This window comes from Paenalcaligenes hominis (genome assembly GCF_041359055.1).
GTDB lineage: Bacteria > Pseudomonadota > Gammaproteobacteria > Burkholderiales > Burkholderiaceae_B > Paenalcaligenes > Paenalcaligenes hominis_A.
Genome location: NZ_JBGJKZ010000002.1, coordinates 77678 through 101718 on the forward strand (window position 1 = coordinate 77678; position 24041 = coordinate 101718).

The 24041-nt window shown below is 44.9% G+C and carries 20 protein-coding genes, 1 tRNA gene and 1 pseudogene; 14 read left to right on the forward strand and 8 right to left on the reverse strand.

The annotated features are described in order from the left end of the window. The first annotated feature begins 2 nt into the window (after positions 1 to 2). From ACBP46_RS04200 to ACBP46_RS04215, 4 genes are read left to right on the forward strand one after another with little or no spacing between them, the layout of a single operon-like run. Positions 3 to 956, forward strand: coding sequence for a Bug family tripartite tricarboxylate transporter substrate binding protein (locus tag ACBP46_RS04200; protein WP_371015492.1), 954 nt, complete (start codon positions 3 to 5; stop codon positions 954 to 956). Between the two features lie 48 nt (positions 957 to 1004). Then, a complete protein-coding gene (locus ACBP46_RS04205) occupies positions 1005 to 1472 on the forward strand; it encodes a tripartite tricarboxylate transporter TctB family protein (RefSeq protein WP_371015493.1) in 468 nt (155 codons plus the stop codon). A 20-nt stretch (positions 1473 to 1492) separates the two neighbouring features. After that, entirely contained in the window at positions 1493 to 2968 is a 1476-nt protein-coding gene (locus tag ACBP46_RS04210; protein ID WP_371015494.1) for a tripartite tricarboxylate transporter permease, read from the forward strand. A 14-nt stretch (positions 2969 to 2982) separates the two neighbouring features. Continuing rightward, a complete protein-coding gene (locus ACBP46_RS04215) occupies positions 2983 to 4449 on the forward strand; it encodes an aldehyde dehydrogenase family protein (RefSeq protein WP_371015495.1) in 1467 nt (488 codons plus the stop codon). A gap of 375 nt (positions 4450 to 4824) precedes the next feature. On the opposite strand, the gene ACBP46_RS04220 is transcribed toward ACBP46_RS04215, so the two are convergent. Together ACBP46_RS04220 and salA are read right to left on the reverse strand one after the other, a co-directional pair. Beyond that, positions 4825 to 5778, reverse strand: coding sequence for a LysR family transcriptional regulator (locus ACBP46_RS04220; protein ID WP_371015496.1), 954 nt, complete (start codon positions 5776 to 5778; stop codon positions 4825 to 4827). A gap of 541 nt (positions 5779 to 6319) precedes the next feature. Beyond that, positions 6320 to 7594 carry a salicylate 1-monooxygenase gene (gene salA / locus ACBP46_RS04225; RefSeq protein WP_371015497.1) on the reverse strand — a complete coding sequence of 425 codons (1275 nt, stop codon included), beginning with the start codon at positions 7592 to 7594 and terminating at the stop codon, positions 6320 to 6322. Between the two features lie 136 nt (positions 7595 to 7730). On the opposite strand from salA, the gene ACBP46_RS04230 reads away from it, so the two are divergent. From ACBP46_RS04230 to ACBP46_RS04250, 5 genes and pseudogenes are all read left to right on the forward strand, one after another. Next, entirely contained in the window at positions 7731 to 8630 is a 900-nt protein-coding gene (locus ACBP46_RS04230) for a LysR family transcriptional regulator (RefSeq protein WP_371015498.1), read from the forward strand. Between the two features lie 306 nt (positions 8631 to 8936). After that, a pseudogene (locus ACBP46_RS04235) lies at positions 8937 to 9285 on the forward strand (arsenate reductase/protein-tyrosine-phosphatase family protein). Between the two features lie 117 nt (positions 9286 to 9402). Continuing rightward, a complete protein-coding gene (locus tag ACBP46_RS04240; protein WP_371015499.1) occupies positions 9403 to 10692 on the forward strand; it encodes an arsenic transporter in 1290 nt (429 codons plus the stop codon). A 23-nt stretch (positions 10693 to 10715) separates the two neighbouring features. Beyond that, entirely contained in the window at positions 10716 to 11450 is a 735-nt protein-coding gene (gene arsH, locus ACBP46_RS04245) for an arsenical resistance protein ArsH (protein ID WP_371015500.1), read from the forward strand. Positions 11451 to 11499: 49 nt separating this feature from the next. Beyond that, positions 11500 to 11811 carry an ArsR/SmtB family transcription factor gene (locus ACBP46_RS04250; RefSeq protein WP_371015501.1) on the forward strand — a complete coding sequence of 104 codons (312 nt, stop codon included), beginning with the start codon at positions 11500 to 11502 and terminating at the stop codon, positions 11809 to 11811. A gap of 297 nt (positions 11812 to 12108) precedes the next feature. On the opposite strand, the gene ACBP46_RS04255 is transcribed toward ACBP46_RS04250, so the two are convergent. Then, positions 12109 to 12184, reverse strand: a tRNA-Asn gene (locus ACBP46_RS04255). Positions 12185 to 12380: 196 nt separating this feature from the next. On the opposite strand from ACBP46_RS04255, the gene ACBP46_RS04260 reads away from it, so the two are divergent. Continuing rightward, a complete protein-coding gene (locus tag ACBP46_RS04260) occupies positions 12381 to 13286 on the forward strand; it encodes a DMT family transporter (RefSeq protein ID WP_371015502.1) in 906 nt (301 codons plus the stop codon). 219 nt (positions 13287 to 13505) lie between these two features. Here ACBP46_RS04260 and ACBP46_RS04265 read toward each other — a convergent pair whose 3' ends face one another. Then, on the reverse strand, positions 13506 to 14375 hold the full coding sequence (locus ACBP46_RS04265; RefSeq protein ID WP_371015503.1) for an MBL fold metallo-hydrolase: 870 nt from the start codon (positions 14373 to 14375) through the stop codon (positions 13506 to 13508). Positions 14376 to 14446: 71 nt separating this feature from the next. Between ACBP46_RS04265 and ACBP46_RS04270 the strand changes: the two genes are divergently transcribed. Continuing rightward, positions 14447 to 14785, forward strand: coding sequence for a metalloregulator ArsR/SmtB family transcription factor (locus tag ACBP46_RS04270; RefSeq protein WP_371015504.1), 339 nt, complete (start codon positions 14447 to 14449; stop codon positions 14783 to 14785). A gap of 353 nt (positions 14786 to 15138) precedes the next feature. Here the strand turns inward: ACBP46_RS04270 and cadR are convergent, their stop codons facing one another. Then, positions 15139 to 15564, reverse strand: a complete 426-nt coding sequence (cadR, locus tag ACBP46_RS04275) for a Cd(II)/Pb(II)-responsive transcriptional regulator (protein ID WP_371015505.1) — start codon at positions 15562 to 15564, stop codon at positions 15139 to 15141. Between the two features lie 80 nt (positions 15565 to 15644). Between cadR and ACBP46_RS04280 the strand changes: the two genes are divergently transcribed. Together ACBP46_RS04280 and ACBP46_RS04285 are read left to right on the forward strand one after the other, a co-directional pair. Next, positions 15645 to 17891 (forward strand): heavy metal translocating P-type ATPase, encoded by a 2247-nt coding sequence (locus tag ACBP46_RS04280; protein ID WP_371015506.1) that lies wholly within the window; start codon positions 15645 to 15647, stop codon positions 17889 to 17891. 45 nt (positions 17892 to 17936) lie between these two features. Then, complete coding sequence (locus ACBP46_RS04285; RefSeq protein WP_371015507.1) at positions 17937 to 19622, forward strand: SulP family inorganic anion transporter; 1686 nt, start codon at positions 17937 to 17939, stop codon at positions 19620 to 19622. On the opposite strand, the gene ACBP46_RS04290 is transcribed toward ACBP46_RS04285, so the two are convergent. From ACBP46_RS04290 to glpK, 3 genes are read right to left on the reverse strand one after another with little or no spacing between them, the layout of a single operon-like run. Next, entirely contained in the window at positions 19543 to 20310 is a 768-nt protein-coding gene (locus ACBP46_RS04290; protein ID WP_371015508.1) for a lipoyl protein ligase domain-containing protein, read from the reverse strand. The two genes, ACBP46_RS04285 and ACBP46_RS04290, sit on opposite strands and share 80 nt — an antisense overlap. Then, positions 20307 to 20777: a TM2 domain-containing protein gene (locus tag ACBP46_RS04295; RefSeq protein ID WP_371015509.1), complete on the reverse strand. Its 471-nt coding sequence runs from the start codon at positions 20775 to 20777 to the stop codon at positions 20307 to 20309. The genes ACBP46_RS04290 and ACBP46_RS04295 overlap by 4 nt, the downstream gene beginning before the upstream one ends. An 8-nt stretch (positions 20778 to 20785) precedes the next feature. Then, entirely contained in the window at positions 20786 to 22276 is a 1491-nt protein-coding gene (gene glpK / locus ACBP46_RS04300) for a glycerol kinase GlpK (protein WP_371015510.1), read from the reverse strand. A gap of 89 nt (positions 22277 to 22365) precedes the next feature. Here glpK and ACBP46_RS04305 point away from each other — a divergent pair, with 89 nt between their 5' ends. Then, positions 22366 to 23952, forward strand: a complete 1587-nt coding sequence (locus ACBP46_RS04305; protein WP_371015511.1) for a glycerol-3-phosphate dehydrogenase/oxidase — start codon at positions 22366 to 22368, stop codon at positions 23950 to 23952. Positions 23953 to 24041: the final 89 nt, after the last annotated feature.

Here is a 24041-nt window from a genome sequence, read left to right on the forward strand (position 1 = left end):
AAATGAAAAAATTCACATTACGCGCTATTTTTGCAAGTCTAGCGGTTATGGTGAGCTTACCTTTAGCAGCGCAAGACGCTTTCCCTAAGAAGCCTATTCGGTTGGTGGTGCCATTTGAGGCAGGAGGAGGATCGGATGGGTTAGCGCGTGCTATTCAGTCAGAAATTGAGTCGCAAAAGCTCCTTCCTGTTCCACTTGTGGTTACGAATGCCACTGGGGCGGGTGGGGCTGTGGGCTCTAGACAGGTATTAAGAGCAACTCCAGATGGGTATACCATTTTACAAATTCATCAGGAGCTATTAGCCGCCGCAGCGTTAGGGCGTGTGGACTATACCCCATTGGACTTTGAGCCGGTGATACAGGTTAGCGAAGCGTGTTTGTTTATAGGCGTATCGGCTGACTCGCCTCTCCAGACATTCGATGATTTTCTTGAAAAAGTAAAAACGGATGGGGCGAGTTTCCGTCAAGGAGATGAGATAGGTGGAGCAACGCATTTTCCTTCAGTGCGCTTAATGAATCTAATCGATACGGAATGGGTGGTTGTTCCCACAGGAGCGACCTCTAAACGCTTTACGGCCTTAAAAGGTGGTTTTGCTGATATGGCTCTTATGTCTCCTTTATGGATAGAGCGAAGCGGAGGAGAGATCCGACCCTTGGCAGTGCTCGGAGAGGAGCGTTATGAGCAGGCTCCGGATTTACCGACAACGAAAGAGTTAGGGTATGAAGTTAAATCTTGCTTGAATCGTCGCTATTGGGCACCTAAAGGTACACCAGAGCAAAATATTGCTGTATTGGCTGATGCCATTGAAGCCGCTGCTAATTCCGAGCGTGTACAGAGTTACTTAGATCGATCTGGTGAAAAGCTAAAGATTGTACGAGGGGAGCAACTAAAGCAAGAGATTGCTGCCGAGTATGAAAGTTTTATTGAAGTAGCAGATGCTGTTAAAGGTGAGTAAGCCAATTAAAAAGCAGGGTTACTGTTTGTCTTTAGGAGATAGCGGATTATGGCTAAGTACATAAGATATCGTTATGAGTTCTTTGTTAGTCTGGTTTCCTTGGTGCTTTCCATTTTAATTTATTATGGTGTTCATAGCATTGCTAAGACTAAATTTGAACTATTAGGCTCAGCAGCTATTCCAAAGGTTATAGCGGCTGGTTTGTTTTTTTTAGCCTTAGTTAAGGTTTTTCAAACAATTAAATTATCTAACGCTGCTGTGGAATATAAAGCAGAAGAATCTAGCAATGCCTCTAGATCTTTGTTTTTGTTTTTATTGGTAGCTGCTTTTATTTTTTTTGTTTCTTATTTAAATATAAAGTTTTGGATTGCCACTTTATTTTTTATATTTATATCTACTTGTTTTTTAAAAAAACCAGATGATTTTTTAGGCGTAATAAAGATTATTGTTTTTTCTTTATTGTTTTCTTTAGGGGTAAGTTACCTTTTTACTAAGGTTTTTTACTTTGGTTTGTAAGATAAATAAAGGAATAAATAATGTTCGCCTCATATACAGAAGTGTTTTCTTTCGGAGGGCTCCTTTGGGTCCTCTTAGGCAGCGTAATAGGTATTTTTGTTGGTGCAATACCGGGGCTGTCAGGAGCGATGGTGATTGCTCTTGCTCTTCCAGCTACGTATTTTATGAATGCTTATGATGCTTTAATTTTACTTATTGCAATTTACATTGGCTCAACCACAGGAGGCTTAGTAAGCGCAACGCTCATGCGAATGCCGGGTACAGAGGCCGCAATTATGACTACCTTAGATGGTTATCCTATGGCACAACGTGGAGAGCCAGCCCGAGCTTTAGGTCTAGGGGTGGGGGCTTCATTTTTGGGCGGTATGTTAGCTTGGGTGGTATTGGCTACGTTGTCTCCGGCGTTGTCTCGATTTGCCGTACAGTTTGGGCCTTATGAAATCTTTTCTATGACGTTAGTTGCCTTAGTATTAATCGCAGCTATTTCTAAAGATGGGTTTACAAATGGTTTAATTGCAGCAGCGTTAGGTGCCTTGTTTTCATTACCAGGAATTGATCCTGTTTCAGGCTCTTTGCGATTGACTTTTGGTTTGACCTCACTAGATAACGGTTTTACGTTGTTGCCAGTGATGCTTGGGCTTTTAGTCTTGAGTCAGGTGTTTATAGAGGTGGGCGGTAAAGCCAATACAAAAACTGAAACACTATCTACCTCTGCCAAAATTGCTTTTAAGGTCAAAGACTTTAAAGACAATGGTTGGAATTTAACGCGCTCTTCAATTATTGGTACATGGATAGGTATTTTGCCCGGAATAGGAGGGACAACAGCTTCCATTGCTTCGTATGGTGTAGCAAAAGCAACATCTAAAAACTCAGATCAGTTTGGTAATGGGGCAAGTGAAGGAATTGTGGCTGCAGAGTCGGCAAATAATGCGGCAGCGGTCGGTGCATTGGTACCACTTATCACTTTGGGTATCCCTGGTTCTGTAATTACTGCTATGTTGCTAGGGGCAATGGTGATTCATGATTTAAACCCTGGTCCTTTATTATTTGTGCAAACACCTGAAATTGCGCATGTAATTATAGCTGGTGCTTTAGCTGCCAATTTGCTTGTGCTTTTGGTTATGTGGTTCTCAACCCCTCTGCTAGCCAAGCTGATGTATGTTAATAAATCTTATTTGTTGCCACCTATTGTTATTTTCTGCTTTATTGGGGCTTATTCTGTTTCATCAAACATGTTTGATGTGGTTGTCATGATGGGGTTCTCAGTTTTAGGGTATTTGCTAAATAAAGCAAAAGTTCCTATCGGTCCATTCATTATTGCATTTATTTTGACCCCTCTCGCTGAATCGAGCTTGAGATCAGGACTTGTTGTATATGGAGATAGCTTCCTTCCTTTGTTGACACGTCCTATTAGCTTGTTTTTTATAGCAATTGCTGTGCTGACATTATTTATGGTGGCTTTATCTAATTTTAAGAAAAATCGTTTAACACATTAGAGGAGAGGGTAGATATGAGTTTATTTTTTAACCCCAAAGAGTATGAAGAAAAAATCTTTTTAGGTACTTGGAGTGAAGGACAAGCGCTCATTCATGACACCATAGAGCCAGCCTCTGGAGATCTGCTGTTTAAGCTCGGCATGGGTTCACGCGAAGAGATAGATAAAGCTGTTTCAATAGCAGCAGAAACCCAGGCTGCTTGGGCTGACTTAGCTTTTGATCAACGGGCTAGAGTTATCCGACGTGCGGCAGAGCTTTTGCAGACTCATGCAGATGATTTTATTGAGTGGAATGTCAGAGAATGTGGCTCTACGTATTTAAAAGCCCAGTGGGAGTTAAATGCTACGTATGAGCAGTTAAATATGGCAGCTGCTTTGCCGATGCAACCGGATGGAATGACATTTCCTTCGAGTATGCCACAGCGTCGTAACATGTGCCGTCGTGTTCCACTGGGGGTGGTAGGTGTAATTGCGCCGTGGAACTTTCCTTTGCTGCTGAGTATGCGATCTGTAGCTCCAGCTTTAGCTTTGGGGAATACGGTGATATTGAAACCGGATATTCATAGTGGGATAACAGGGGGACTACTTATCGCACGTCTTTTTGAGGAGGCAGGTTTGCCTGAAGGGGTGTTGCATGTTGTGCCTGGTGGTGCCGACACAGGGGATGCGTTAGTTCGCCATCCTAAAAGCGCGATGATTTCATTTACAGGTTCAACGTCAGTAGGAAAATCCATTGGCAAAATTTGCGGGGAAATGTTGAAAAAGGTGGCGTTAGAGCTAGGTGGGAATAATGCTTTTGTCGTATTAGAGGATGCGGATTTAGATGCAGCAGCCTCAAATGGTGCCTGGGGATCCTATTTGCACCAAGGGCAAATATGTATGCAAGCAGGTCGTCATTTTGTCCATGAAAGCGTAGCAGAAGCCTACGTGGAAAAGCTGAGTGAGCGTGCTCGACAGCTGAAAGTCGCCGATCCTTTTAAAGATAAAACGGCAGCGATTGGTCCTTTAGTTAACATCAAGCAGCTAGAGCGTATCGAGGCTATTGTCCAATCAAGTATAGAGCGAGGTGCAAAACGCATAACGGGTGGGCGAGGCGAAGGGTTGTTTTACCATCCTACGGTACTAAGCGATGTGACGGTGGAAATGCCTGCTTTTTCTGAAGAGCTTTTTGCACCGGTAGCGCCTGTGATTACATATTCATCAGAAGATGAGTTGGTCGAATTAATTGCTCAATCACCGTATGGCTTGGCTGCAGCAATTCAATCAGCCTCTGTGAGTCGAGCTATGCATCTTGCACGACGTATTAAAGCAGGAATGATTCACATTAATGATCAGACTGTTAATAATGAGTTTCATGTGCCGTTCGGCGGAGTAGGAGACTCAGGAAATAGCGGACGTTTTGGTGGGCCTGCCAATCTAGAGATGTTTACTGAGCTGCAATGGCTAAGCGTTATGGATAGTCCAATACATTATCCATTTTGATTTATATGTGACCAACTTACGTTATTAGGAAGTAGTTTTATCTATGAGAGTAGCCCAAGGGTAGTGTAATAATTAGCCTTGGGCGTTTTTCAACGCTCAGATGTATATGTTAGGCCGGGATGACCACCAATTGACGATTATTGCGTTCGGGTATCATTATTATTTAGTTTAACGCGTCAGAGAAAATTACACGAATTAAGTGTTATTGATGGAGAGCTATTCTTAGTGCGTACAATAGGTGGAGTAGAGGATAAAATCTGGTTGGGACTCAATTTGCTGCAGAAAGCCTCAGGGGGATCTGTTATTTAGTGGCAATCGAACTGATTCAGAGAGGCGCTGAAAACCCCAGTCTATCTGTCGTAATAATTTTAATTTTTAAAGAAAGTATTGTATTTTTTTCTCTTCAGTTAAACAGTGTAGGGAGTGCTCAAGCCAAGGGTGTTTCTCTTTATAAGTTTCTATTAGCAGATCAAGCATGAGCTCTATTATTTCTGTATTATCATTGGTTCGGTAATTTAGAATAATAGGGGTGGTTAGACTTTCATCACCTAAAAGTCTATAGCAGAGGTCTGAACGCAAACCGTTTATAGAGCTTGGAGCAATACATATCCCCATATTCGCAGATACTAAACCTAACGCGGTTTGTAATTGGCTTACTTCCTGTATTTTTTTAGGTTGAAAATTGTGATCCCGTAGCATAGAAAGTACGCTGTCCCCAAAATTTGGACGATGTTCTTTGGGGAAAAGAATTACATTTTCTCTTTCTAGTTGGGTCAAAGCGATAGGTGAATCTTCAGGACCAGCTAAGGGGTGCTCTTCAGACGTGGCTACCATTAAACGCTCTTCTCTTAATACTAATCGAGAGATGTCAGGAAAATTGAGCCGTAATCTTCCAAAGCCCACATCAATAAGACCTGTTCGTAAAGCTTCTGGTTGTTGGGAAGACAATAATTCAACTAAATTAATGCTGAGATGTGGGCGTAATATACGCAACCTTTTAACTAGCGTAGGTAGGCCTCCGTAAAGCATAGACGGCACAAACCCTAAAGATAAACTATGCCGTTCATTTTTTCCTACTTGTTGTGTAGAGCGCTTCATTTGTTCGATACGACTGAGTATTTGAACGGCTTGCTCATAAAACACTTTGCCAGCTTCTGTTAATCTTAAAGGGCGACTGCTTCGCATAAAAAGTCTAACATCAAGCGCTTCTTCTAAAAGTTGAATTTGTCGACTAAGGGGAGGCTGAGAAATGTGAAGTATTTCAGCAGCTCGAGTGAAGTTCTTTTCTTGAGCAACTATTACAAAATAGCGAATTTGTCTTAGGTTCATAGTGGCTTGGTTTTGGCTCCAGTTGTGTTTTTATGAACCGATTATACCTTAACGGTATTGTTTTAATATAAAAGAAGTCTAGGTGTTATCTTTAGTTTTTTGAGAAATAATAAAATAGACGGTGTTTGGATAGTTACGTATTTTAAAAATTATTTTAGAAGCTTTAGAAATATATTAATAATTGTCATTTCTAATAATGATTTTTCTGTTATGGTGCAAGTTCATTGTCAACTGTATAAGTTGTAGCAAATGCTGAGTTTTTTGTGAGCTAAGAACACAAAAAAAGTAGCATAGAGTAAAAAGGTTAATAAAATTAACCTTTCTTACTAAAAATTTGGGCCAAAATTGATGGGGTTGGAAATAGATAGATGAGAAGTTTGAAGGTCTGCTAATAAAAATATTAAATTTTATTTTTTATTTGTTTTTGAAGCATAGCTAACCATTTTTTGAATAAGTTTAAGATATTATTCATAGGGAAAGATGAGGGAAGGTGGTTTTTTCTTAAATTTATTTGGTTAACTATGCGTGCTTTAATTTTTTATTATTTCCAGTTTAGTTGCTTTTTTGCTTCAGAGAGATCGGTGTCCATATTATGATTCCATAACCAATCGAATCGATCTGTGAGTGTTTTTGAGAGTAAATCTTCTTGTTTACCGATTAGAGGGTCTCTAAGTTCATAGAGCTCACCTGCTTCCCATGATGTGCGTTGGACACGAGAGGCTCGAGGTCTGCGAACAGCATCATATACATTAAGTATTTTTTTAAGGTCCGTATTAAGTATTTGGGGATCACCAAGAAGACGAGTTAGCAACCAAGCGTCTTCTAGTCCTTGGCCTGCACCGGCACCTTGATGAGGCAGCATGGCATGGGCAGCATCACCCACTAAGCCCACGCGCCCATAATTATAGCGACTCAATTCTTCTAGATCGTGTAATGCCCAATAGGTGGGTTTGGGAATGCATTTGAGCAGTTCTGTCACAGCATCCCCCCAGCCTAAAAAGTCTTTTAGCATTTGCTCTTGTGACACAGTGTGAGTCCAAGGTGTATCTTTAGGCCAAATAGGATTTGGGTTGTTTCGGTTGGAAACAAAGGCTACTACATTGATTAGACGCCCTTGTTTTACAGGGAATGTGAGAACATGGGCATCAAGTCCTAAGTACATTTGTGGGACTTTGATTAAGTGCTCATCTATTCCTGCTGCACGGTAAGAGTTGTATAGCTGTTCACTATCTACAAGTCCTCGATAAGCACAGGTGCCACTGAATCTGGGCATTGTTAGTGGCTCAGAGAGGTTGTGAAGTACGTAGTTACGGAGATTTGACTTAATCCCATCGGCACCAAGAAGTAAATCACATTGATAGTTTGTCCCATCTGTAAAGTTAACTGTTACTTTTTTCTCATTTTCATTGACGCTACATGCTCGCTTACTAAAACAAATGATATTTTCTGGTAACTGCTGTGCTAATAAATTTAAAAAATCAGCCCGGTGCACTGAGGATTGTCCAACACCAGGTGCAATGCTGACAGCAAGGTAGTCAGCATTGCTTCCTTTGCGCCATTCAAACCATACATCCTGCCAGGGGGCTGGGGTCTGATCTGCTATTTTTTCATAGGCTGAGCTCATGCATAAATCTTGGATTACGCGTACCGCATTTGCACCAAACGAGACACCGGCACCGACTTCACCAAGTGCAGAGGCTGATTCAAATAACTTAACCTTTAGGTGGGGAAAGCGGGAAAGCCCAAGCGCTAATGCGACCCCAGTAATACCACCGCCGATGATGCCAATTTCTATCGTTGAAGGAGAGCTATTCATAAGGGACCCTTTATCTAATATGTCATGCTTTTAAGCATAGTTATTTACAGTGCGTTATAGAATAGCTAGAAAATGATAGTAACTATTGCTCTTGTGAATAGTCTGCCTTGTAATCGTTTCATTGTGAGTTGCTTTTATGCGTTTGCGTGATCTTGATCTTAATTTACTTATAATTTTTCATCAAATAGCAGTTGATAAAAGTGTTTCGGGCGCAGCTGAAAACCTTGGTTTAAGTCAGCCAGCGGTTAGTAATGCATTAAAACGTTTGCGAAAAACATTTAGCGATGATCTATTTGTACGCACTAGTCAAGGGATGCAGCCAACACCGTATGCGACTCTGCTAATTGGTCCCATAGCGCAAACAATTGATTTATTAAATACTGCCATTAACCAACAAGACTCGTTTGATCCTCTAAAAAGCAAAAAATGCTTTTTTGTAACGATGACCGATATTGGGGATATTTATTTTCTTCCTCGACTCGTTGATATTCTGCTTAAACGATATCCAGGAATATCAGTGAAAACGCTACGAAGTCATACGGACCTTGCGACAAATCTAGCTGAGGGGAAGGTTGATTTGGCTATTGGGCTACACCCAGAACTCCAGGCAGGGTTTTATCAGAGGCGTCTTTTTCATCATCGTTATGTCTGCTTATGTCGTAAAGATCATCCGCTCAGTAAGCAGCCAATGACGCGAGAAAGCTTTTGTAGCTATGGCCATATAAAAATTACTTCGCCTAGTACCGGTCACGGAGAGATAGATGCGATTATGCAGCATGCGGGTCTAGACCGAGACATTCGTCTGGAGATTCCTCACTTTATAGCTGTTGCTCATATTTTACAAAGTACAGATTTGATTGCGACTGTTCCAGAGCGTTTTGCTAATAGTTGTTTAGGTCCTTTTGATCTAATAAGCTTACCCTTGCCTATCGATTTGCCGGAGATTGCTATTAATCTATTTTGGCATAGTAAATATCATAGAGACACTGCGAATAAATGGTTTAGACAGCTTGTATTTGATTTATTTTCTGACTAAGTTAAACAGCAGAAAATAAATTACTAAAAATAGTTATTTTGCTTAACCGAATTAGTAATTTTACGGGCTTTAATAAGAGTTTTTTAAGTAGCTCAGTTCAGGGCCAAGTCAGAGCTAGGGGCTTTAAACGTAGTGCAAAATTCTGTGGCGTGGCTGGAGATCTTACTATTTTTGCTAGGCTAAGCGTTAGGTCCTAGCATAATAGTTTTAAGTGTAACTTAACAATGCTCTTATTTTTGATATTATTCAACTATCCAAGTATAGTTGAAATGATGTTGTCTTCAAGCACTGACTAACGGAGAGCTTATGAATGCGCCTCAGGTGTTCCCTTTGAATGTTTTGTTTTTGTGTACCCATAATTCTGCGCGTAGTGTTTTGGCGGAAGATTTGCTTAATGACTTAGGGCGGGGGCGTTTTAAAGCCTACTCGGCGGGCAGTAGTCCTAGCGAAAATCAAAAAACGAACCCGTTTGCTTTACATGTGTTGCAGCATGGGGGGATATCTACTAAGGGGTTATGCAGTAAAAGACCGCGCATTGGGGGACTCAGATCCCTCTAACGTAGGCGGTTCAGAGGATGAAAAACTAGCAGCGTTTAACCAAGCGATGCTTATGATCCGATATCGGTTGGAGCTGCTCATCAGCCTTCCTAAGTAAAAGTTAGAGCGCACTTATTTACAGCAAAGTGCAAGAGATCTGTCTGGTTTATAGCTGGCTCTTTTTTGTCAGTTAACTGTATTTCTTAACTGAAAGAGTTCGTTTTAGGATTTTATCGTGCTAGTTGCTATTTTGATTTTTGTTTTGACCTTGACCTTAGTGATCTGGCAGCCCCGTGGCTTGGGTATTGGCTGGAGTGCGTTAATAGGGGCTGCGGTTGCTCTTGCTTTTGGGGTGGTGCAATGGACGGATATTCCCGTGGTTTGGGGGATTGTCTGGAACGCAACCGCAACGTTTATTGCTGTCATTATTATTAGTCTGCTCTTGGATGAGGCCGGCTTTTTTGAATGGGCGGCACTTCATGTGGCGCGCTGGGGGAAGGGGAGTGGCATTAATCTGTTTGCGTTAATTATTTTGCTGGGTGCAGCCGTCTCTGCTTTATTTGCTAATGATGGAGCCGCTTTAATTTTGACCCCTATTGTGATGGCGATGTTGATGGCAATGGGCTTTTCTGCGGCAGCAACGTTGGCTTTTGTCATGGCCGCTGGCTTTATTGCGGATACCGCCAGTTTGCCACTTGTGGTGTCTAACTTGGTCAATATTGTCTCTGCGGATTTCTTTTCTATTGGCTTTAAGGACTATGCGGTAGTCATGGTGCCAGTTAATTTGGTGTCTGTTTTAGCAAGCTTGTTTGTGTTGGTTGTGTTTTTCAAGCCAGACATTCCTACCAACTATAGCTTGGCTCAGCTACCACAGCCGATTAATGCGATTAAAGATCCGCTAACTTTTAAAGCCGGTTGGGCCGTGCTGGTGCTATTGCTGATCGGTTTTTTTGGGCTAGAGCCTTTAGGTGTGCCTGTTAGTGCCGTGGCGGCGATGGCAGCGGCGTTGTTACTGGCGGTCGCAGCACGTGGAAAAGTAATTAGCCTAAACAAAGTTTTGCGAGGTGCACCATGGCAAATTGTTGTTTTTTCATTAGGTATGTATTTGGTTGTGTATGGCTTACGTAATGCAGGCTTAACAAACCATATTGCATTGCTGCTAAATGAGTTTGCTAAAGGGGGAATATGGGGGGCAGCGTTAGGAACAGGGATACTTTCCGCGGTGTTGTCTTCTATTATGAATAATATGCCTACTGTGCTAACAACTGCGCTCTCTATAGATGCTTCGACTGCGAGTGGCTCTATTAGGGAGGCCATGATGTATGCCAATGTGATTGGTAGTGACTTAGGGCCGAAATGTACGCCTATTGGTAGTCTAGCTACCTTATTATGGTTACATGTTTTAGCGAAAAAAGGCACCGCAATTAGTTGGGGGTATTACTTTAGAGTGGGATTGATTTTAACAACACCTGTTTTGTTGATCACTTTAATGGCATTGGCTATACGTTTAGGTGCATTGTCTTAGAACAAAGGATTGCTTAGGCGTTTATGAAAGAGGATATGAAAGTGTTGCGTTTAGATTTACCCAGCCTTGATGAGTCGTTATTAGAAACCCCTGATTTAAATCGATTATTTCCCAAACAAACCACATTACACCCACCTCGTATTGTATTGCTCTATGGCTCTATTCGAGAGCGCTCATACAGCCGCTTTGTAACAGAAGAAGCAGCCAGAATATTAAATCAACTAGGTGCTGAGACTCGAATTTTTGATCCTCGGGGTTTACCGCAGCCCGATGGGGCGACAGAGGATCATCCAAAGGTTAAAGAGTTACGGGATTTAGTGCTTTGGGCAGAGGGGATGGTTTGGACATCTCCAGAGCGCCACGGGGCGATGACGAGCATTTTAAAAGCACAGATTGATTGGATTCCTTTATCCATGGGCGCTGTGCGTCCTACTCAAGGTAAAACTTTAGCGGTGATGCAGGTATCAGGTGGCTCGCAGTCTTTTAATGCCGTCAACCAAATGCGGGTTTTAGGGCGTTGGATGCGGATGATTACGATTCCTAATCAATCCTCTGTGGCTAAGGCGTATTTGGAGTTTGAAGAAGATGGCCGAATGAAGCCGTCTTCGTACTATGATCGTATTGTTGATGTAATGGAAGAGCTCATGAAATTTACGTTATTGACTCGTGTATGCGCTGACTATTTGGTTGACCGGTATAGTGAACGAAAGGAAAGCGCCGAGGAGCTGTCCAAGCGAGTGAATCAGCGTAGTATTTAGCTTCTATTCATTTTTGCAGCATTTTTCCCTGAAACTGAATGGATAAGACATGGATAAAAAAGAGGCAGTCAGTAAATTTGATGCCTTAGCTTCCGAGTTAAGGTTGGATATTGTGAAACTATTAGTACAGTTTGGTGAGGACGGCTTGGTAGCCGGGGAAATTAGCTCGCAGTTAGCTATTCCTCCAACTAACTTGTCTTTTCATTTAAAGACTCTGACGCACGCTGGTCTTGTTTATGTAGAGCAAGAAGGGCGGTTTCAGCGTTATCGTGCTAATACCTCAGCATTAGTGGATCTAGTAGGATACTTAATGGCTGAGTGCTGTGAGAAACAAACCAATCCAAAAACAGGGATGTGTTAATGGCAGCAAAACTTCGTTGAGTTGCTGCCATGACAACGCAGAGAGTCCTTGGCGGTGAAACGTAAAAAGTGCCTACATGTCCACCCTTAACAGGGTGCTTTTTTATGGGGAAAGTTTAACAAATGGGAGCAAGTAGGCGTGTTGCCCAGATCACAAAATTAGTTTGAGGGCGTAATAGGTGTAGGATGGGACATTAATTTATGTGCCTGATTGCGTTGTGGCTAAATATCAGGCCATGTTGTGAGGCATAGTAAAAACAAAAAGCCCAGCTAAATACATAGCTGGGCTTTGGAATTTTGGCTCCCCGAACAGGGCTCGAACCTGTGACCTGCGGATTAACAGTCCGTCGCTCTACCGACTGAGCTATCGGGGAATTGCTAAAAAATCTACTATAACATGTTTTTTAAAATTAAGTCAAATTATTTTAAAAAATTAATTAAATGAGACTTTTTGTTTCTTTTTTGGACTGCTTTTTATTGCTGTGTCCGCCAAAGAAATAAAACTATAACAAGGATTTTTGAAAAGTGCAACATTATCGTAGAATATTTTTTTGATTTGACGAGGTGGTTATGAACTCAGCGCGTCGTACGTTCTGGATAGGCTTTCTTTTAGCGGGTTTAGGCTCGATTTTGTTTTCGGCTAAAGCCATTGTGGCGAAATTGACTTATATGCATGGGGTAGATGCGCTAACGGTGATTGGGTTTAGGATGCTGTTGTCCTTGCCGGTGTTTTTAGTGATAGCGCTGTGGCAGGCATATAAAGCGTATCAGGGCAAGCTACCTGCCTTATCGGCCAAGCAGCGCTGGCAAGTGGTGGTGCTGGGGTTTATTGGCTATTACTTAGCTAGTCTATTGGACTTTTTGGGTCTGCAATACATTACAGCGGGTTTAGAGCGTTTGATTTTATTTTTGGCTCCGACTTTTGTTTTATTGTTCTCTGCGTTTTTTTTAAAGAAATTGATTTTGCCAAAACAGTGGGTGGCGTTGGCGCTGTCTTACTTGGGGGTAAGCTTGGTTTTTATTCAAGACTTGAGTCTAGAGGGTGATCATGTGCTGTTGGGGGCGGGCTTGGTGTTGGGGTCTGCTTTGACGTATTCGTTTTATTTGATTGGTTCGGGCGAGTTATTAAAGCAAATAGGGTCTACGCGATTGGTGGCCTATGCCATGGCAACATCGGCGGTTTACACTTTAATTCACTTCTTTATCGTACAAGGGTGGGCGGGGTTGGATCAGCCTAAAGAGGTGTACGGCTTATCATTGATTCACGCCACCTTAAATACGGTATTTCCTACTTTTATGATTATGTGGGCGGTAGAGCGTATTGGGGCACCGATGGCGGCGCAGTTAGGGTTGATTGGGCCGGTCTCTATTTTGTTTTTAGCGTATTGGTTTTTAGATGAGCCGATTACCTTGTTACAAGTAGGGGGTACGGTCTTAGTTTTAACAGGTGCTGTGGTGTTGAGCCGAAAAAAATAACAGTGCCGAAAATAAATCATTTCGTTTAGGGCATTAGTTAAAAGAGCTGATACGATTCGTGTTTTGGTGGATTGGCTCCGTTTTTTTATGGCTTTGGTGTAGATGATTGGGCGTTAGTGGTGTTATCCAGTCTAGCTGTGTAGTTATATAGCCAGACTGGTAAGCAAAGCATGCAAGTATTTTCATTTAATAAAGCCCAGCGTTGGGTGGGCTTTGGGCTTAATTGAAGTAATTCAAAGGGATTTTTAAGTACGCTACCTGGTTGGCTTCAGCTTGAGGCAGATGGCCGGCTTGAATATTGATTTGCAGTGCAGGAAGCATTAAGCGAGGTAGCCCCAGTGTGGCGTCACGCGCTTGACGTAGTTGTACAAACTGCTCTTGGGTAGTGTTATTTTTTAGGTGGATGTTGTGGGCTTTTTGATCAGCCACAGTACACGCATACTGAGGTTCTCGGTCGTTGGGTGGGTAATCGTGGCACATGAATAAAACGGTGTCATCAGGAAAGCTCAGTAGTCGCTGCATGGACTGATACAGTTTGGTGGCGCAGCCGCCGGGGAAGTCGCAGCGGGCTGTGCCTACATCGGGTAAAAACAAGGTGTCGCCCACAAAAATACCTAGACCTTTGATGTGATACGCCATATCGGCGGGGGTATGTCCAGGCACATGTAAGACTTGGACTTCGAGAGGGCCAATATGAAAAATGTCGCCGTCGTTCCACAGCACATCAAAGGGGGTACCGTCTGTGGGTTGTTGGGGGCCAAGATGGTAAATGTCTTTAAAGCAGTGCTGAACGTGTTTAATTGACGCCCCAATAGCAATTTGCCCGCCCACAACCTCTTTCAACCAAGCGGCTGCAGATAAATGATCGGCGTGAGCATGGGTTTCCAGTATCCATTGCACTTCTAGGCCGTGGGCTTGAATATAATCCACCAGTTGTTGTGCTGAGTCTGTACTGGTTTGCGCAGCAGACGGGTCATAGTCTAAGACAGGGTCAATAATGGCACAGGCAGATTGCCCAGGCTGATAGACTACGTATGAATAGGTAGAGGTCTGGGGATCAAAAAAAGCCTGAGCATGAGGTTGGGACATAGTGACTCCTGCTGTAGTTCTAAGGTTTTATAGTATATAATTTAGTATATTAAAGCCATGTAAAAAAGACAATGATGACAGATAAAGCAAATGCTCTACTTCAATTAAATGCTGTGGCCGATGAGGCGGCTAGCTTGTTAGGGTGCATGGCCAATCCCGACCGGCTTATGTTGTTGTGTATGTTGGTACAAGGCGAGCAAAATGTTTCCGAGCTACGTAACTTAACCGGCATCGAACAACCCACCTTATCACAACAGTTAACCGTGCTACGCACCGAGGGGTTGGTTCAAACACGTAAAGCGGGTAAATACGTGTATTACCGTTTAGGTAATGCAGATGTATTGCGTGTTATGCAAACTCTGTACGATATTTTTTGTGCTCCAAACACCTCGCCCCCGACCCAGCTGTAGGGTAGCGCAGCCCATACTGCTCATTTACTAAAACGCGCGGAAAGCTTCGTCGTTTAGGGCGAGGAGGATGTCAAATGGTGTGAAAGAGCTCAAAATTATGCTCTGTGTTTGATATAGCTCAGTAAATGGTCAGATTGGGTAATTACGGAGTTGTTATTTCATGGCTTTTTGCTAAAGTCTAACGTGGTGCCAGATCTTATCCATTTTGGTTTAAGCTCTGCTATGAATTCATTCAGTGCACTGCACAAGCTTTGGGCTCTTGCCCCGCCGCAGATGCGACTGTTAACGCAGGTGAACGATCTGTGTGTAGTACCTTAAACACCCTCCGGGGTGTTTTTTTTGTGCTGTTTGTTTTAGCCTAGGTGAGTTTCATTTTCGGGCAAGGGGTTCATATTACTGATTTGATCCAAAATGCCGCAGGCTTGCGCTGGGTTTTCGTGGGCGCAAGCAGCCTTGAGCTGCAAGAGTTGTTGACGTAGTTGGGTAAGCTCTTGAATACGCACATCCACATGCTGTAGATGATCAGAAATTACGGCCGTGACAGGCTCGCAGCCTGATTCGGGTTGAGTAATAAACTGCAGCAAATGTCTAATTTCCTCGTGGGTCATGTCAAGACTACGGCAATTACGGATAAAGCGTAATCGCTCTACATGCACAGGCCCATACTGACGGTAATTATTATCTAAGCGTTGGGGCTGAGGGAGTAAATCAATTTTTTCGTAATACCGAATGGTTTCTGCGCTACAGTTTGTTTGTTTTGCTAATTCACCAATCTTCATGAGGGACTCCTTTGCTTGACCTTGTAGTTACTCTAAGGTGTTTACTACTAAGCATACAGGTTTTTTTATGAAGGTGGGTGATGAAAGTGGAACGATATCAAGGTGATCAAGACGCTGCTAACGAAATAACTAGCAGCTCTTCATGTTGCGCAACGCATACCCATGATCACGAGCATAATCAAAACAACCATGCTGTTTCTAAGGCTGCCCAGCTCATACCGCAGTCCGGTCAAGAGTTAACGCGGTTTTATATTTCGCAAATGGATTGCCCTGTGGAAGAGCAGTTAATCCGCAGCAAATTAGAACCCAAAGAGGGTGTGGCGCAATTGCAATTCAATTTGATGCAGCGCCGTTTAGAGGTCGTGCATAGCCAAGGCTTAGGGGCAGAGATAGAGCGAGATTTAACCAGTTTGGGTATGGCCCCGCAGCGTTTAAATGATGAAGTCCAAGAGCCTACGCCTTCGGAGCAAAGCTCACCGTTGCCTAAGATTGTTATGGCGGTGGGGCTAGCGTTGGCTGCAGAGGTTATGACATGGCTAGATGTATCTGCGGTTTGGGTATTGCCCGTGGCGTTTGTAGCCTTATTCCTTAGTGGGCTCGGCGTGTACAAAAAAGGGTGGGTCGCCTTAAAAAATCGCAACTTAAATATTAATGCGCTAATGAGTATCGCGGTCACAGGGGCAGTGTTAATCGGAAGCTGGGCAGAGGCGGCGATGGTGATGTCCTTGTTTGCCTTGGCCGAGTTGATTGAAGCACGCTCTTTAGATCGGGTGCGTCATGCCGTGGACGGGCTCTTAAATTTGGCTCCCGAGCAAGTTGAGGTTATGGGCCCAGACGGTCAGTGGCGTATGCAGTTAGCACAACAGGTGCCGCTGGGGGCCGTGGTGCGCGTAATGCCTGGGGCGCGTATTGGTTTGGATGGTGTGGTGCAGTCTGGGCGTTCCGTAGTGAATCAGGCTCCTATTACAGGCGAGAGCGCACCCGTGGATAAACAGGCGGGTGATACCGTATTTGCTGGCTCTATTAATGGTTTTGGTGAGCTGCAATTTGCTACACAAGGTGCTTACGATGATACGTTATTGGTGCGTATTGCCTTAGCTGTACAAAATGCTCAACAAGGCAAAGCCCCTGTGCAGCGGTTTGTGGATCAGTTTTCGCGGGTTTATACCCCTATTGTGACACTGGTAGCGTTGGCCTTAGCTTTATTGGGGCCCTGGCTGTTTGGTGGGGCGTGGCTAGATTGGGTTTATAAAGCGTTGGTGTTGTTAGTGATTGCATGTCCGTGTGCATTAGTTATTTCAACACCCGTAGCTGTGGTTAGCGCTTTAACGCGCGCAGCGCGCATGGGTTTACTCATCAAAGGGGGGGTGTACCTAGAGCAAGCACGTCATTTGCGTTATTTGGCCTTAGATAAAACGGGCACCATTACACTGGGTCAACCGCAGTTACAAGACCATTGGGTCGCACCTCGGGCTGACCAAGCGCTTGAGCTTGCGTACTCTTTAGCACAGCGCTCCGATCATCCTGCATCGGTGGCCGTGGCTCAAGGGTTAACGGGGCAGGTACAGCAAGCCTTGCCTTTAGCTCAGTTTGAAGCCATTCCCGGGGCAGGGGTACAGGCGGTTTGGGACGCTACTGTCTGGCAGCTAGGAAAGTTAAGCTGGATGCCTACTGCGGCTGAATTGCCAGCAGATTTACACGATTGGGTACGCCTACAGCAGCAGCGCGGTGCTAGTCTAGTCTTTTTAGGTTCAAGTCAGCAGGTCTGGGCTGCGTTTGCGGTTTTAGATCAAATCAAACCAGACGTACCCGAGGCTTTACAGCAGTTACAAGCGCTTGGGGTGCAGGTGGAAATGTTATCGGGTGATAACAATGCTGCGGTGCAGCATGTGGCGCAACAGGTAGGATTAACGCATGCCCAAGGCGATCTACTGCCTGAAGACAAGCTGCGTATTGTTACAGCGCAAACACAGCGTGGGGTAACAGGAATGGTAGGCGATGGCATCAACGATGCGCCGGCCTTAGCTCAGGCTTCTATTGGGTTTGCGATGGGGGCCCTAGGCACGGATATGGCTATTGAAACCGCAGACGTAGCCATTATGAATGATGATTTACGCCAAATTCCTCATACCATGCGCTTATCTCAGCGTTTGCATCAGGTCTTAGTGCAAAACATTAGCGTGGCCTTGGGTATTAAAGCGGTGTTTTTGATTATGGCCTTGACTGGAAATGTCACTATGTGGATGGCGGTGTTTGCTGATGTAGGTGCCAGCTTGTTAGTGATTGTAAATAGTTTGAGGTTGCTAAAGTTGCGAGTTAGCGCTTAAATAAATAGACATAGTTTATTAATAGCACATAAAGGATAGCTAACTGTGATCGCATTGCTTGAAGCAAAGCGAGCTGGGTTGCTGGCTCGCAATCATTGGATCAGAAACTGTATTGCGGGCATTATTGTCGGGGTCGTAGCATTGCCATTGGCTATGGCATTTGCTATTGCCTCTGGGGTGAAACCAGAACAAGGTATTTATACCGCTATTATTGCGGGGCTGGCGGTGTCCTTATTTGGTGGCAGTCGCGTGCAAATTGCGGGGCCTACTGGTGCCTTCATTGTGATCCTTTCCGCTATTGTGGCGCAACACGGTATAGAGGGTTTGCAAATTGCCACGCTCATGGCGGGTGCCATCTTGTTGCTGATGGGTATTACTCGTTTAGGGGTAATTATTAAATACATACCCGTGCCGGTCATTATTGGTTTTACCGCTGGTATAGGGGTAATTATTTGGGTGGGGCAGTGGCAGTCATTTTTTGGTTTGCCAGCCCCTACTGGCATTAATTTTCATGAAAAGCTATGGCAGTTACTTAGTGCTTTTCCTCAGTTAGATGGTGCCACAACAGCTGTAGGGGTGCTGTCTTTATTTTTGGTGTTATATACCGCTCGCATCCCGTTATTGAAAAAAGTGCCAGGGCCGTTAATTGCTCTGATTGTGTTAACGGTTGTGCAAAGCATTTTTCAATTTCCTAGCGTGGCTACGATTGGCACAGCCTTTGGTGAGATTCCACGGGGCTTACCTTCTTTGCAGCTGCCGCACCTAAGCCTATCGCGCATGATCGAGCTGATTGGGCCGGCGTTTGCTATTGCTATGTTAGGTGCTATCGAGTCGTTATTGTCAGCCGTGGTGGCAGACAATATGGCCAATACACGGCATAACTCGAACCAAGAGCTAATTGGTCAGGGCTTGGCTAATTTATTAACCCCATTGTTCGGGGGCATTGCCGCCACGGGTGCCATTGCTCGTACGGCTACCAATATTCGCAATGGTGGCAACAGCCCTATTGCCGGCGTGGTGCATGTGCTTGTGTTGGTGTTGGTGTTGGTTTTGTTAGCGCCGTTGGCGGTTAACATTCCGTTGGCTACCCTAGCAGCCATATTATTCGTGGTGGCATGGAACATGAGCCAGCCACAGACAGTGATCCGGCAGTTAAAAACAGCCCCACGGGCTGATGTGGTGATTTTGCTAATCACCTTTGCTTTAACGGTGTTTGCAGATTTAGTCGTAGCAGTAAATATAGGCGTGGTGTTAGCCATGTTGCACTTTTTAAAACGTATGGCAGACAGCGTAGAGGTTCGACGTCAAACTAGCCAACAACTAAAGCGCGAGTTTGCACTAGATAATCTGCAGTTTGCGGATGATGTGGTCGTGCTTAGTGTGAATGGGCCGTTTTTCTTTGCTGCACTCGACCCCCTTGATGCTGCATTAAACGAATTAAACCCGTCTGTACGTGCTGTGATATTGCGTTTAAATCAGGTGCCTTTTGTCGATGGTACCGCACTGGGGGCATTAGACCGTTTTGTGCATAAAGCGCACACTAAACATATTAAAGTGTTTTTATCCGAGGTGAATCCGGCGGTCTACAAGACCATTACCCGTATGGGCTTAACTAAACGTTTAGGCGTAGAGCGTATTTGTGATGGCATACCTACGGTAATGGCCATCCTTGATCGTGAGGCGGGGGCTGCTGGCTCAGCACCTGCTGCAGCGCCTGCAAAAAGTCTGTAGCCTCTAAGCCCAGACGCGCTAAGCTACAAATTTTATCAGCTGCATAGCGTCTGGGTTGGTGCAAAAGCTGTTCCACTAGATTGGTTTTTAAGGTCAGGGCTTTTTCATTAATATCCATAAGAATTACGGCATGAACCAAGCCTACATGCCAAGCTGTAGGGTTACCCGGCTGGCGAGGGTGGTTGGCATAGTGGGGTGGCGGAGGTGCTAGACGCCAGATTTGGGCGGTACCCACTATTTTTTGATAGGGCCCGCGGCCTACTGCTAGATTGAATCGACCATCGCAAAACGATCCCTCTACGGCTTGTGGCGAACTTTCTATTCCGCATTGCTCAAGCGCTTGCTGCAAAATACGGCAAATAAACGGATAAGCAGACTGAGCCAAGTCGAAGGGCTTACCGTATTGACGCCAGCTTAGACTTAGATTCCAAACACCAGGGCCTTGGGGAACCACGCCGCCGCCAGACTGACGTACTTCTATAGGCCAACCAGCGTCAGCAAGTGCTTGTTGGCTAGCACTAAAGTTTGGGTTGCGCTCATAAGTACGTGGAACGACTAAGCCTTGAGAGCCTTGCCAAATCAATGCCTGAGGACCGTGTTCTAAGACACGGTCTAGCAGCAGCATATCGCTGGTATTTGCTTGTGGTGTTTCTAACTGGGTATGAATTTCAAAAGTAGTGGGGCTCATAGGCGCAGCATAAACTCATCATCGCTCATCAACGCATAACGAAGCGCATCAATCCAACTTAAAATGACGCTAAGCGGGGCAAATAAATAAAGCAGCACTAAATACATGAGTCCCCAACCCAACTGCCCTAGATAAAAACGATGGATACCTGCCCAGCCTAAAAAGAAAGCCAGAAAAATAGCTGTTTTGCGTTTAGAGAGACGTCGCGATGCAGAACGGTCTCCAGACTGATGTTTGCGACTGAGCCAGTAGCTAATAGGTAAAGTCAATATTAACGCTAGGGCCACTTTGCCCCAATTCAGATTTAAATACTGTTGGATGCTGTGAATGACGTCTTGTAAGTTATTGAATGCTAGACCAGTTAGGTAAGACAACCAGTGAATCAACTCGGTGCTAATGCGCTCACCAAAGCTTAAACTGATCAGCAGCACAATAAATACACCTACTGCTAGAGCTATGTTCTGCATACTTCGTTTTACTCCGTACAGGTTTGGCGGATGGCCTTTTGCCACTGAGCTAAGCGCTCGTCCGCTATGTCACGCGATAGTTGGGGCTCAAAAATACGATCAACGCGCCACAGGGCTTCAATTTCAGTTGAATCCGCATAGATGCCGCAACCTAATCCCGCCAAATAGGCCGCGCCCAAGGCTGTTGTTTCAATCAATGTGGGCCGGACTACAGGTAAGCCAAGTAGATCGGCTTGAAATTGCATCAACAAGTTATTTTGACTGGCACCCCCATCAACACGCAGCTCTGACAGTGCGGGTGCACCGGTTTGAGCGGCGTCCTTGATCATTGCTTCGAGTAGGGCACTGCTTTGAAAGGCTATGCTTTCCAGTGCGGCCCGAGCGATATGAGCCATGGTGGTGCCTCGGCTTAGTCCTGTAATAGTACCGCGTGCGTTGGCTTGCCAATAGGGCGCGCCTAAGCCTGTAAAAGCGGGCACAAATGTCACCCCACCTGCATCTGGTACGCTAAGTGCCAATTTTTCAATTTCAGCGCTATGGGTAAAAGCATCTAAGCCATCGCGTAACCATTGCACCACAGCGCCCCCCACAAACACGCTGCCCTCTAGGGCATAAGCTGGCGTATTATCGATTTGCGCAGCACAGGTACTGATCAGACCGTTTTGGGATTGCTCAATGGTAGACCCAGTGTGCATAAGTAAAAAACACCCTGTGCCATACGTGTTTTTTGCCATGCCCGCCTTAAAACAAGCTTGACCAAATAGAGCACTTTGTTGGTCGCCTGCGACACCGTATATAGGAATAGCATGCCCAAAGTGTTCAGCATCAGCATGGGCAAATAAGCTACTTGAAGGTTGAACCTGAGGAAGAAGATTGGCAGGTATATCAAAAAGTGCTAAAAGCTCATCATCCCATTGCTGGGTGTGAATGTTATAGAGCAAAGTGCGTGATGCATTACTGGTATCGGTGCAGTGAACTTTGCCGTTTGATAGTTGCCACAGTAACCAGCTGTCGATGGTACCAAAGGCTAGATGCCCGTCTTCAGCTAACTGGCGTAGCGCAGGCTGTTGTAGTAGCCAGGCAATTTTGGTGGCTGAAAAATACGCATCAAGGCGTAAACCTGTTTTTTTTAAAATGCTAGCCTCATGGCCTTGCTCACGTAACTGAGCACAAAGCGGCTCAGAGCGTCGGTCTTGCCACACAATTGCATTGTGTACTGGCTGACCAGTACGCCGATCCCAGAGTACGGTGGTTTCACGCTGATTGGTAATGCCGATGGCTTTGATCTGTGAAGCACTAAGATTGGCTTTTTTTAGCGCTTGTTGCGCAGTCTGCAATTGACTACGCCAAATCTCTAGAGGATCATGCTCTACCCAGCCCGACTTGGGGTAAATTTGGCTAAACTCCTGCTGTGCAGAGCTAATTGCTTGACCTGATTGGTCGAAAATAATGGCACGAGAGCTTGAAGTGCCTTGGTCTAGTGCAAGTATGTAGTTCATAACACATAAATTTATTTTTGAATGCCTAAGTTTACCTGTAGCTTGAATTAAACTATAGGCTACGTTTGTTTTTTTATTGGTTTTTCTCAATGACATCAAGAATTTCTCCCCTCCTAACTGACAGGCCGCAACTTTTAGCTGCTCTAGAGCGAACTCAACAAGTTGATATAGTGGTGATCGGAGGCGGAGCTACAGGGTTAGGTGTGGCTCTAGATGCTGCATCACGTGGTTTGTCTGTGGTGCTGCTCGAGGCCGAAGATTTTGCCAAGGGCACCTCATCACGAGCGACTAAACTGGTGCACGGTGGGGTACGCTACCTTGCTCAGGGGAATATTTCACTGGTGCGCGAAGCGTTACACGAACGTACCGCCTTATTGCGCAATGCGCCCCATTTGGCTGCACCTCTAGGTTTTGTGATGCCGTCTTATAAATGCTGGGAAACCCCTTTTTATGGGGTAGGTTTAAAGGCTTACGATGCACTGGCAGGTAAAGACGGGTTAGGTTCTACACGGTTTTTAACGAAGCGCCATGTTGAGTCTGCATTGCCAGGGGTACGTACACAGGGCTTAAAAGGTGGGGTGATGTACTGGGATGGCCAGTTTGATGATGCGCGCTTAGCATTGGCTTTGGCACGCACGGCAGCACAGCATTCAGCGCTATTAGTTAATTACTGCCCCGTATCAGAGCTGCTTTATACCAATGATCGCGTCACAGGTGTAGTTTGTCACGATGCGGAAACAAAGCAGAGCTTTCAAATTCAAGCTCAATGCGTCATTAATGCCACGGGTGTTTGGGTCGATCATTTTCGTGCTCAGGACGACGCGCACGCAGGCAAGCCCTCTCAACCTCTAGTTAGTCCTAGCCAAGGGGTGCATTTGGTAGTGGATCGCGACTTTTTACCAAGTGAACACGCGTTGCTTATACCGAAAACGGCAGATGGGCGCGTTTTATTTGCGGTGCCGTGGTTAGGTAAAGTTATCTTAGGCACAACGGATACACCACGTCATGATTTAGCCTTAGAACCCACCCCATTTGAAAGTGAAATTAACTTCATTTTGACCGAGGCAGCTAACTATTTAGCAAAAAAACCAACCCGAGCTGATGTGAAAAGCGTATGGGTAGGGCTGCGCCCCCTGGTTAAAGCCACAAACACCGAGGGCAACACCAAAAAGCTCAGCCGTGAGCACACAATTTTAAGCAGCAACTCTGGACTGGTTACCGTAACAGGCGGTAAGTGGACCACGTATAGAGCAATGGCTGACGATGTGTTGCAACATTGTGCCGAACAAGGGCTGATTGATCTTAAAACCAAACCCTCTGTTACAAAAACTTTACGTTTAGTTGGTGCTCCAAACGGAAACCATTGGCGCAATTTGCATGCACAAGCTGACGAGGCGGCTTATGGGACTGAGACCACGTGGGTCCAAAGTCTAGAGGGGGCAGACAGTGAAATTTTGCCAAGCTTAACCCAAGCCATGGTGCGTTTTGCCGTGCGTTACGAATACGCACGCACTGTAGAAGACATGCTGGCTAGACGGTCCCGTTGGTTGTTCTTAGATGCTCAAGCCGCCGCAGGGGCAGCACAAAGCGTTGCAAACATACTACAAGACGAAGGTGTTACAACTCCGCGCCTAGAGGAATTTTATGAGCTTTGTCGACACTACTCTTTAGCCTAAGCCTGATAAATTGATATATATCAGTATTTTTTAGCGAATTTACTGTTTTAATAACTAAAGCCGTGCGTTGCGTAACGGGTCTACCGTTA

Bases quoted from the DNA above. Each gene is read 5' to 3' on its own strand.
- cadR (WP_371015505.1), bottom strand. From the start codon at position 15,564: ATGAAGATTGGTGAATTAGCAAAACAAACAAACTGTAGCGCAGAAACC.
- ACBP46_RS04260 (WP_371015502.1), top strand. From the start codon at position 12,381: ATGAACTCAGCGCGTCGTACGTTCTGGATAGGCTTTCTTTTAGCGGGT.
- ACBP46_RS04200 (WP_371015492.1), top strand. From the start codon at position 3: ATGAAAAAATTCACATTACGCGCTATTTTTGCAAGTCTAGCGGTTATG.
- ACBP46_RS04290 (WP_371015508.1), bottom strand. From the start codon at position 20,310: ATGAGCCCCACTACTTTTGAAATTCATACCCAGTTAGAAACACCACAA.
- ACBP46_RS04230 (WP_371015498.1), top strand. From the start codon at position 7,731: ATGCGTTTGCGTGATCTTGATCTTAATTTACTTATAATTTTTCATCAA.
- ACBP46_RS04305 (WP_371015511.1), top strand. From the start codon at position 22,366: ATGACATCAAGAATTTCTCCCCTCCTAACTGACAGGCCGCAACTTTTA.
- ACBP46_RS04215 (WP_371015495.1), top strand. From the start codon at position 2,983: ATGAGTTTATTTTTTAACCCCAAAGAGTATGAAGAAAAAATCTTTTTA.
- ACBP46_RS04205 (WP_371015493.1), top strand. From the start codon at position 1,005: ATGGCTAAGTACATAAGATATCGTTATGAGTTCTTTGTTAGTCTGGTT.
- arsH (WP_371015500.1), top strand. From the start codon at position 10,716: ATGAAAGAGGATATGAAAGTGTTGCGTTTAGATTTACCCAGCCTTGAT.
- glpK (WP_371015510.1), bottom strand. From the start codon at position 22,276: ATGAACTACATACTTGCACTAGACCAAGGCACTTCAAGCTCTCGTGCC.
- ACBP46_RS04280 (WP_371015506.1), top strand. From the start codon at position 15,645: ATGAAAGTGGAACGATATCAAGGTGATCAAGACGCTGCTAACGAAATA.
- salA (WP_371015497.1), bottom strand. From the start codon at position 7,594: ATGAATAGCTCTCCTTCAACGATAGAAATTGGCATCATCGGCGGTGGT.
- ACBP46_RS04220 (WP_371015496.1), bottom strand. From the start codon at position 5,778: ATGAACCTAAGACAAATTCGCTATTTTGTAATAGTTGCTCAAGAAAAG.
- ACBP46_RS04210 (WP_371015494.1), top strand. From the start codon at position 1,493: ATGTTCGCCTCATATACAGAAGTGTTTTCTTTCGGAGGGCTCCTTTGG.
- ACBP46_RS04250 (WP_371015501.1), top strand. From the start codon at position 11,500: ATGGATAAAAAAGAGGCAGTCAGTAAATTTGATGCCTTAGCTTCCGAG.
- ACBP46_RS04295 (WP_371015509.1), bottom strand. From the start codon at position 20,777: ATGCAGAACATAGCTCTAGCAGTAGGTGTATTTATTGTGCTGCTGATC.
- ACBP46_RS04270 (WP_371015504.1), top strand. From the start codon at position 14,447: ATGATGACAGATAAAGCAAATGCTCTACTTCAATTAAATGCTGTGGCC.
- ACBP46_RS04265 (WP_371015503.1), bottom strand. From the start codon at position 14,375: ATGTCCCAACCTCATGCTCAGGCTTTTTTTGATCCCCAGACCTCTACC.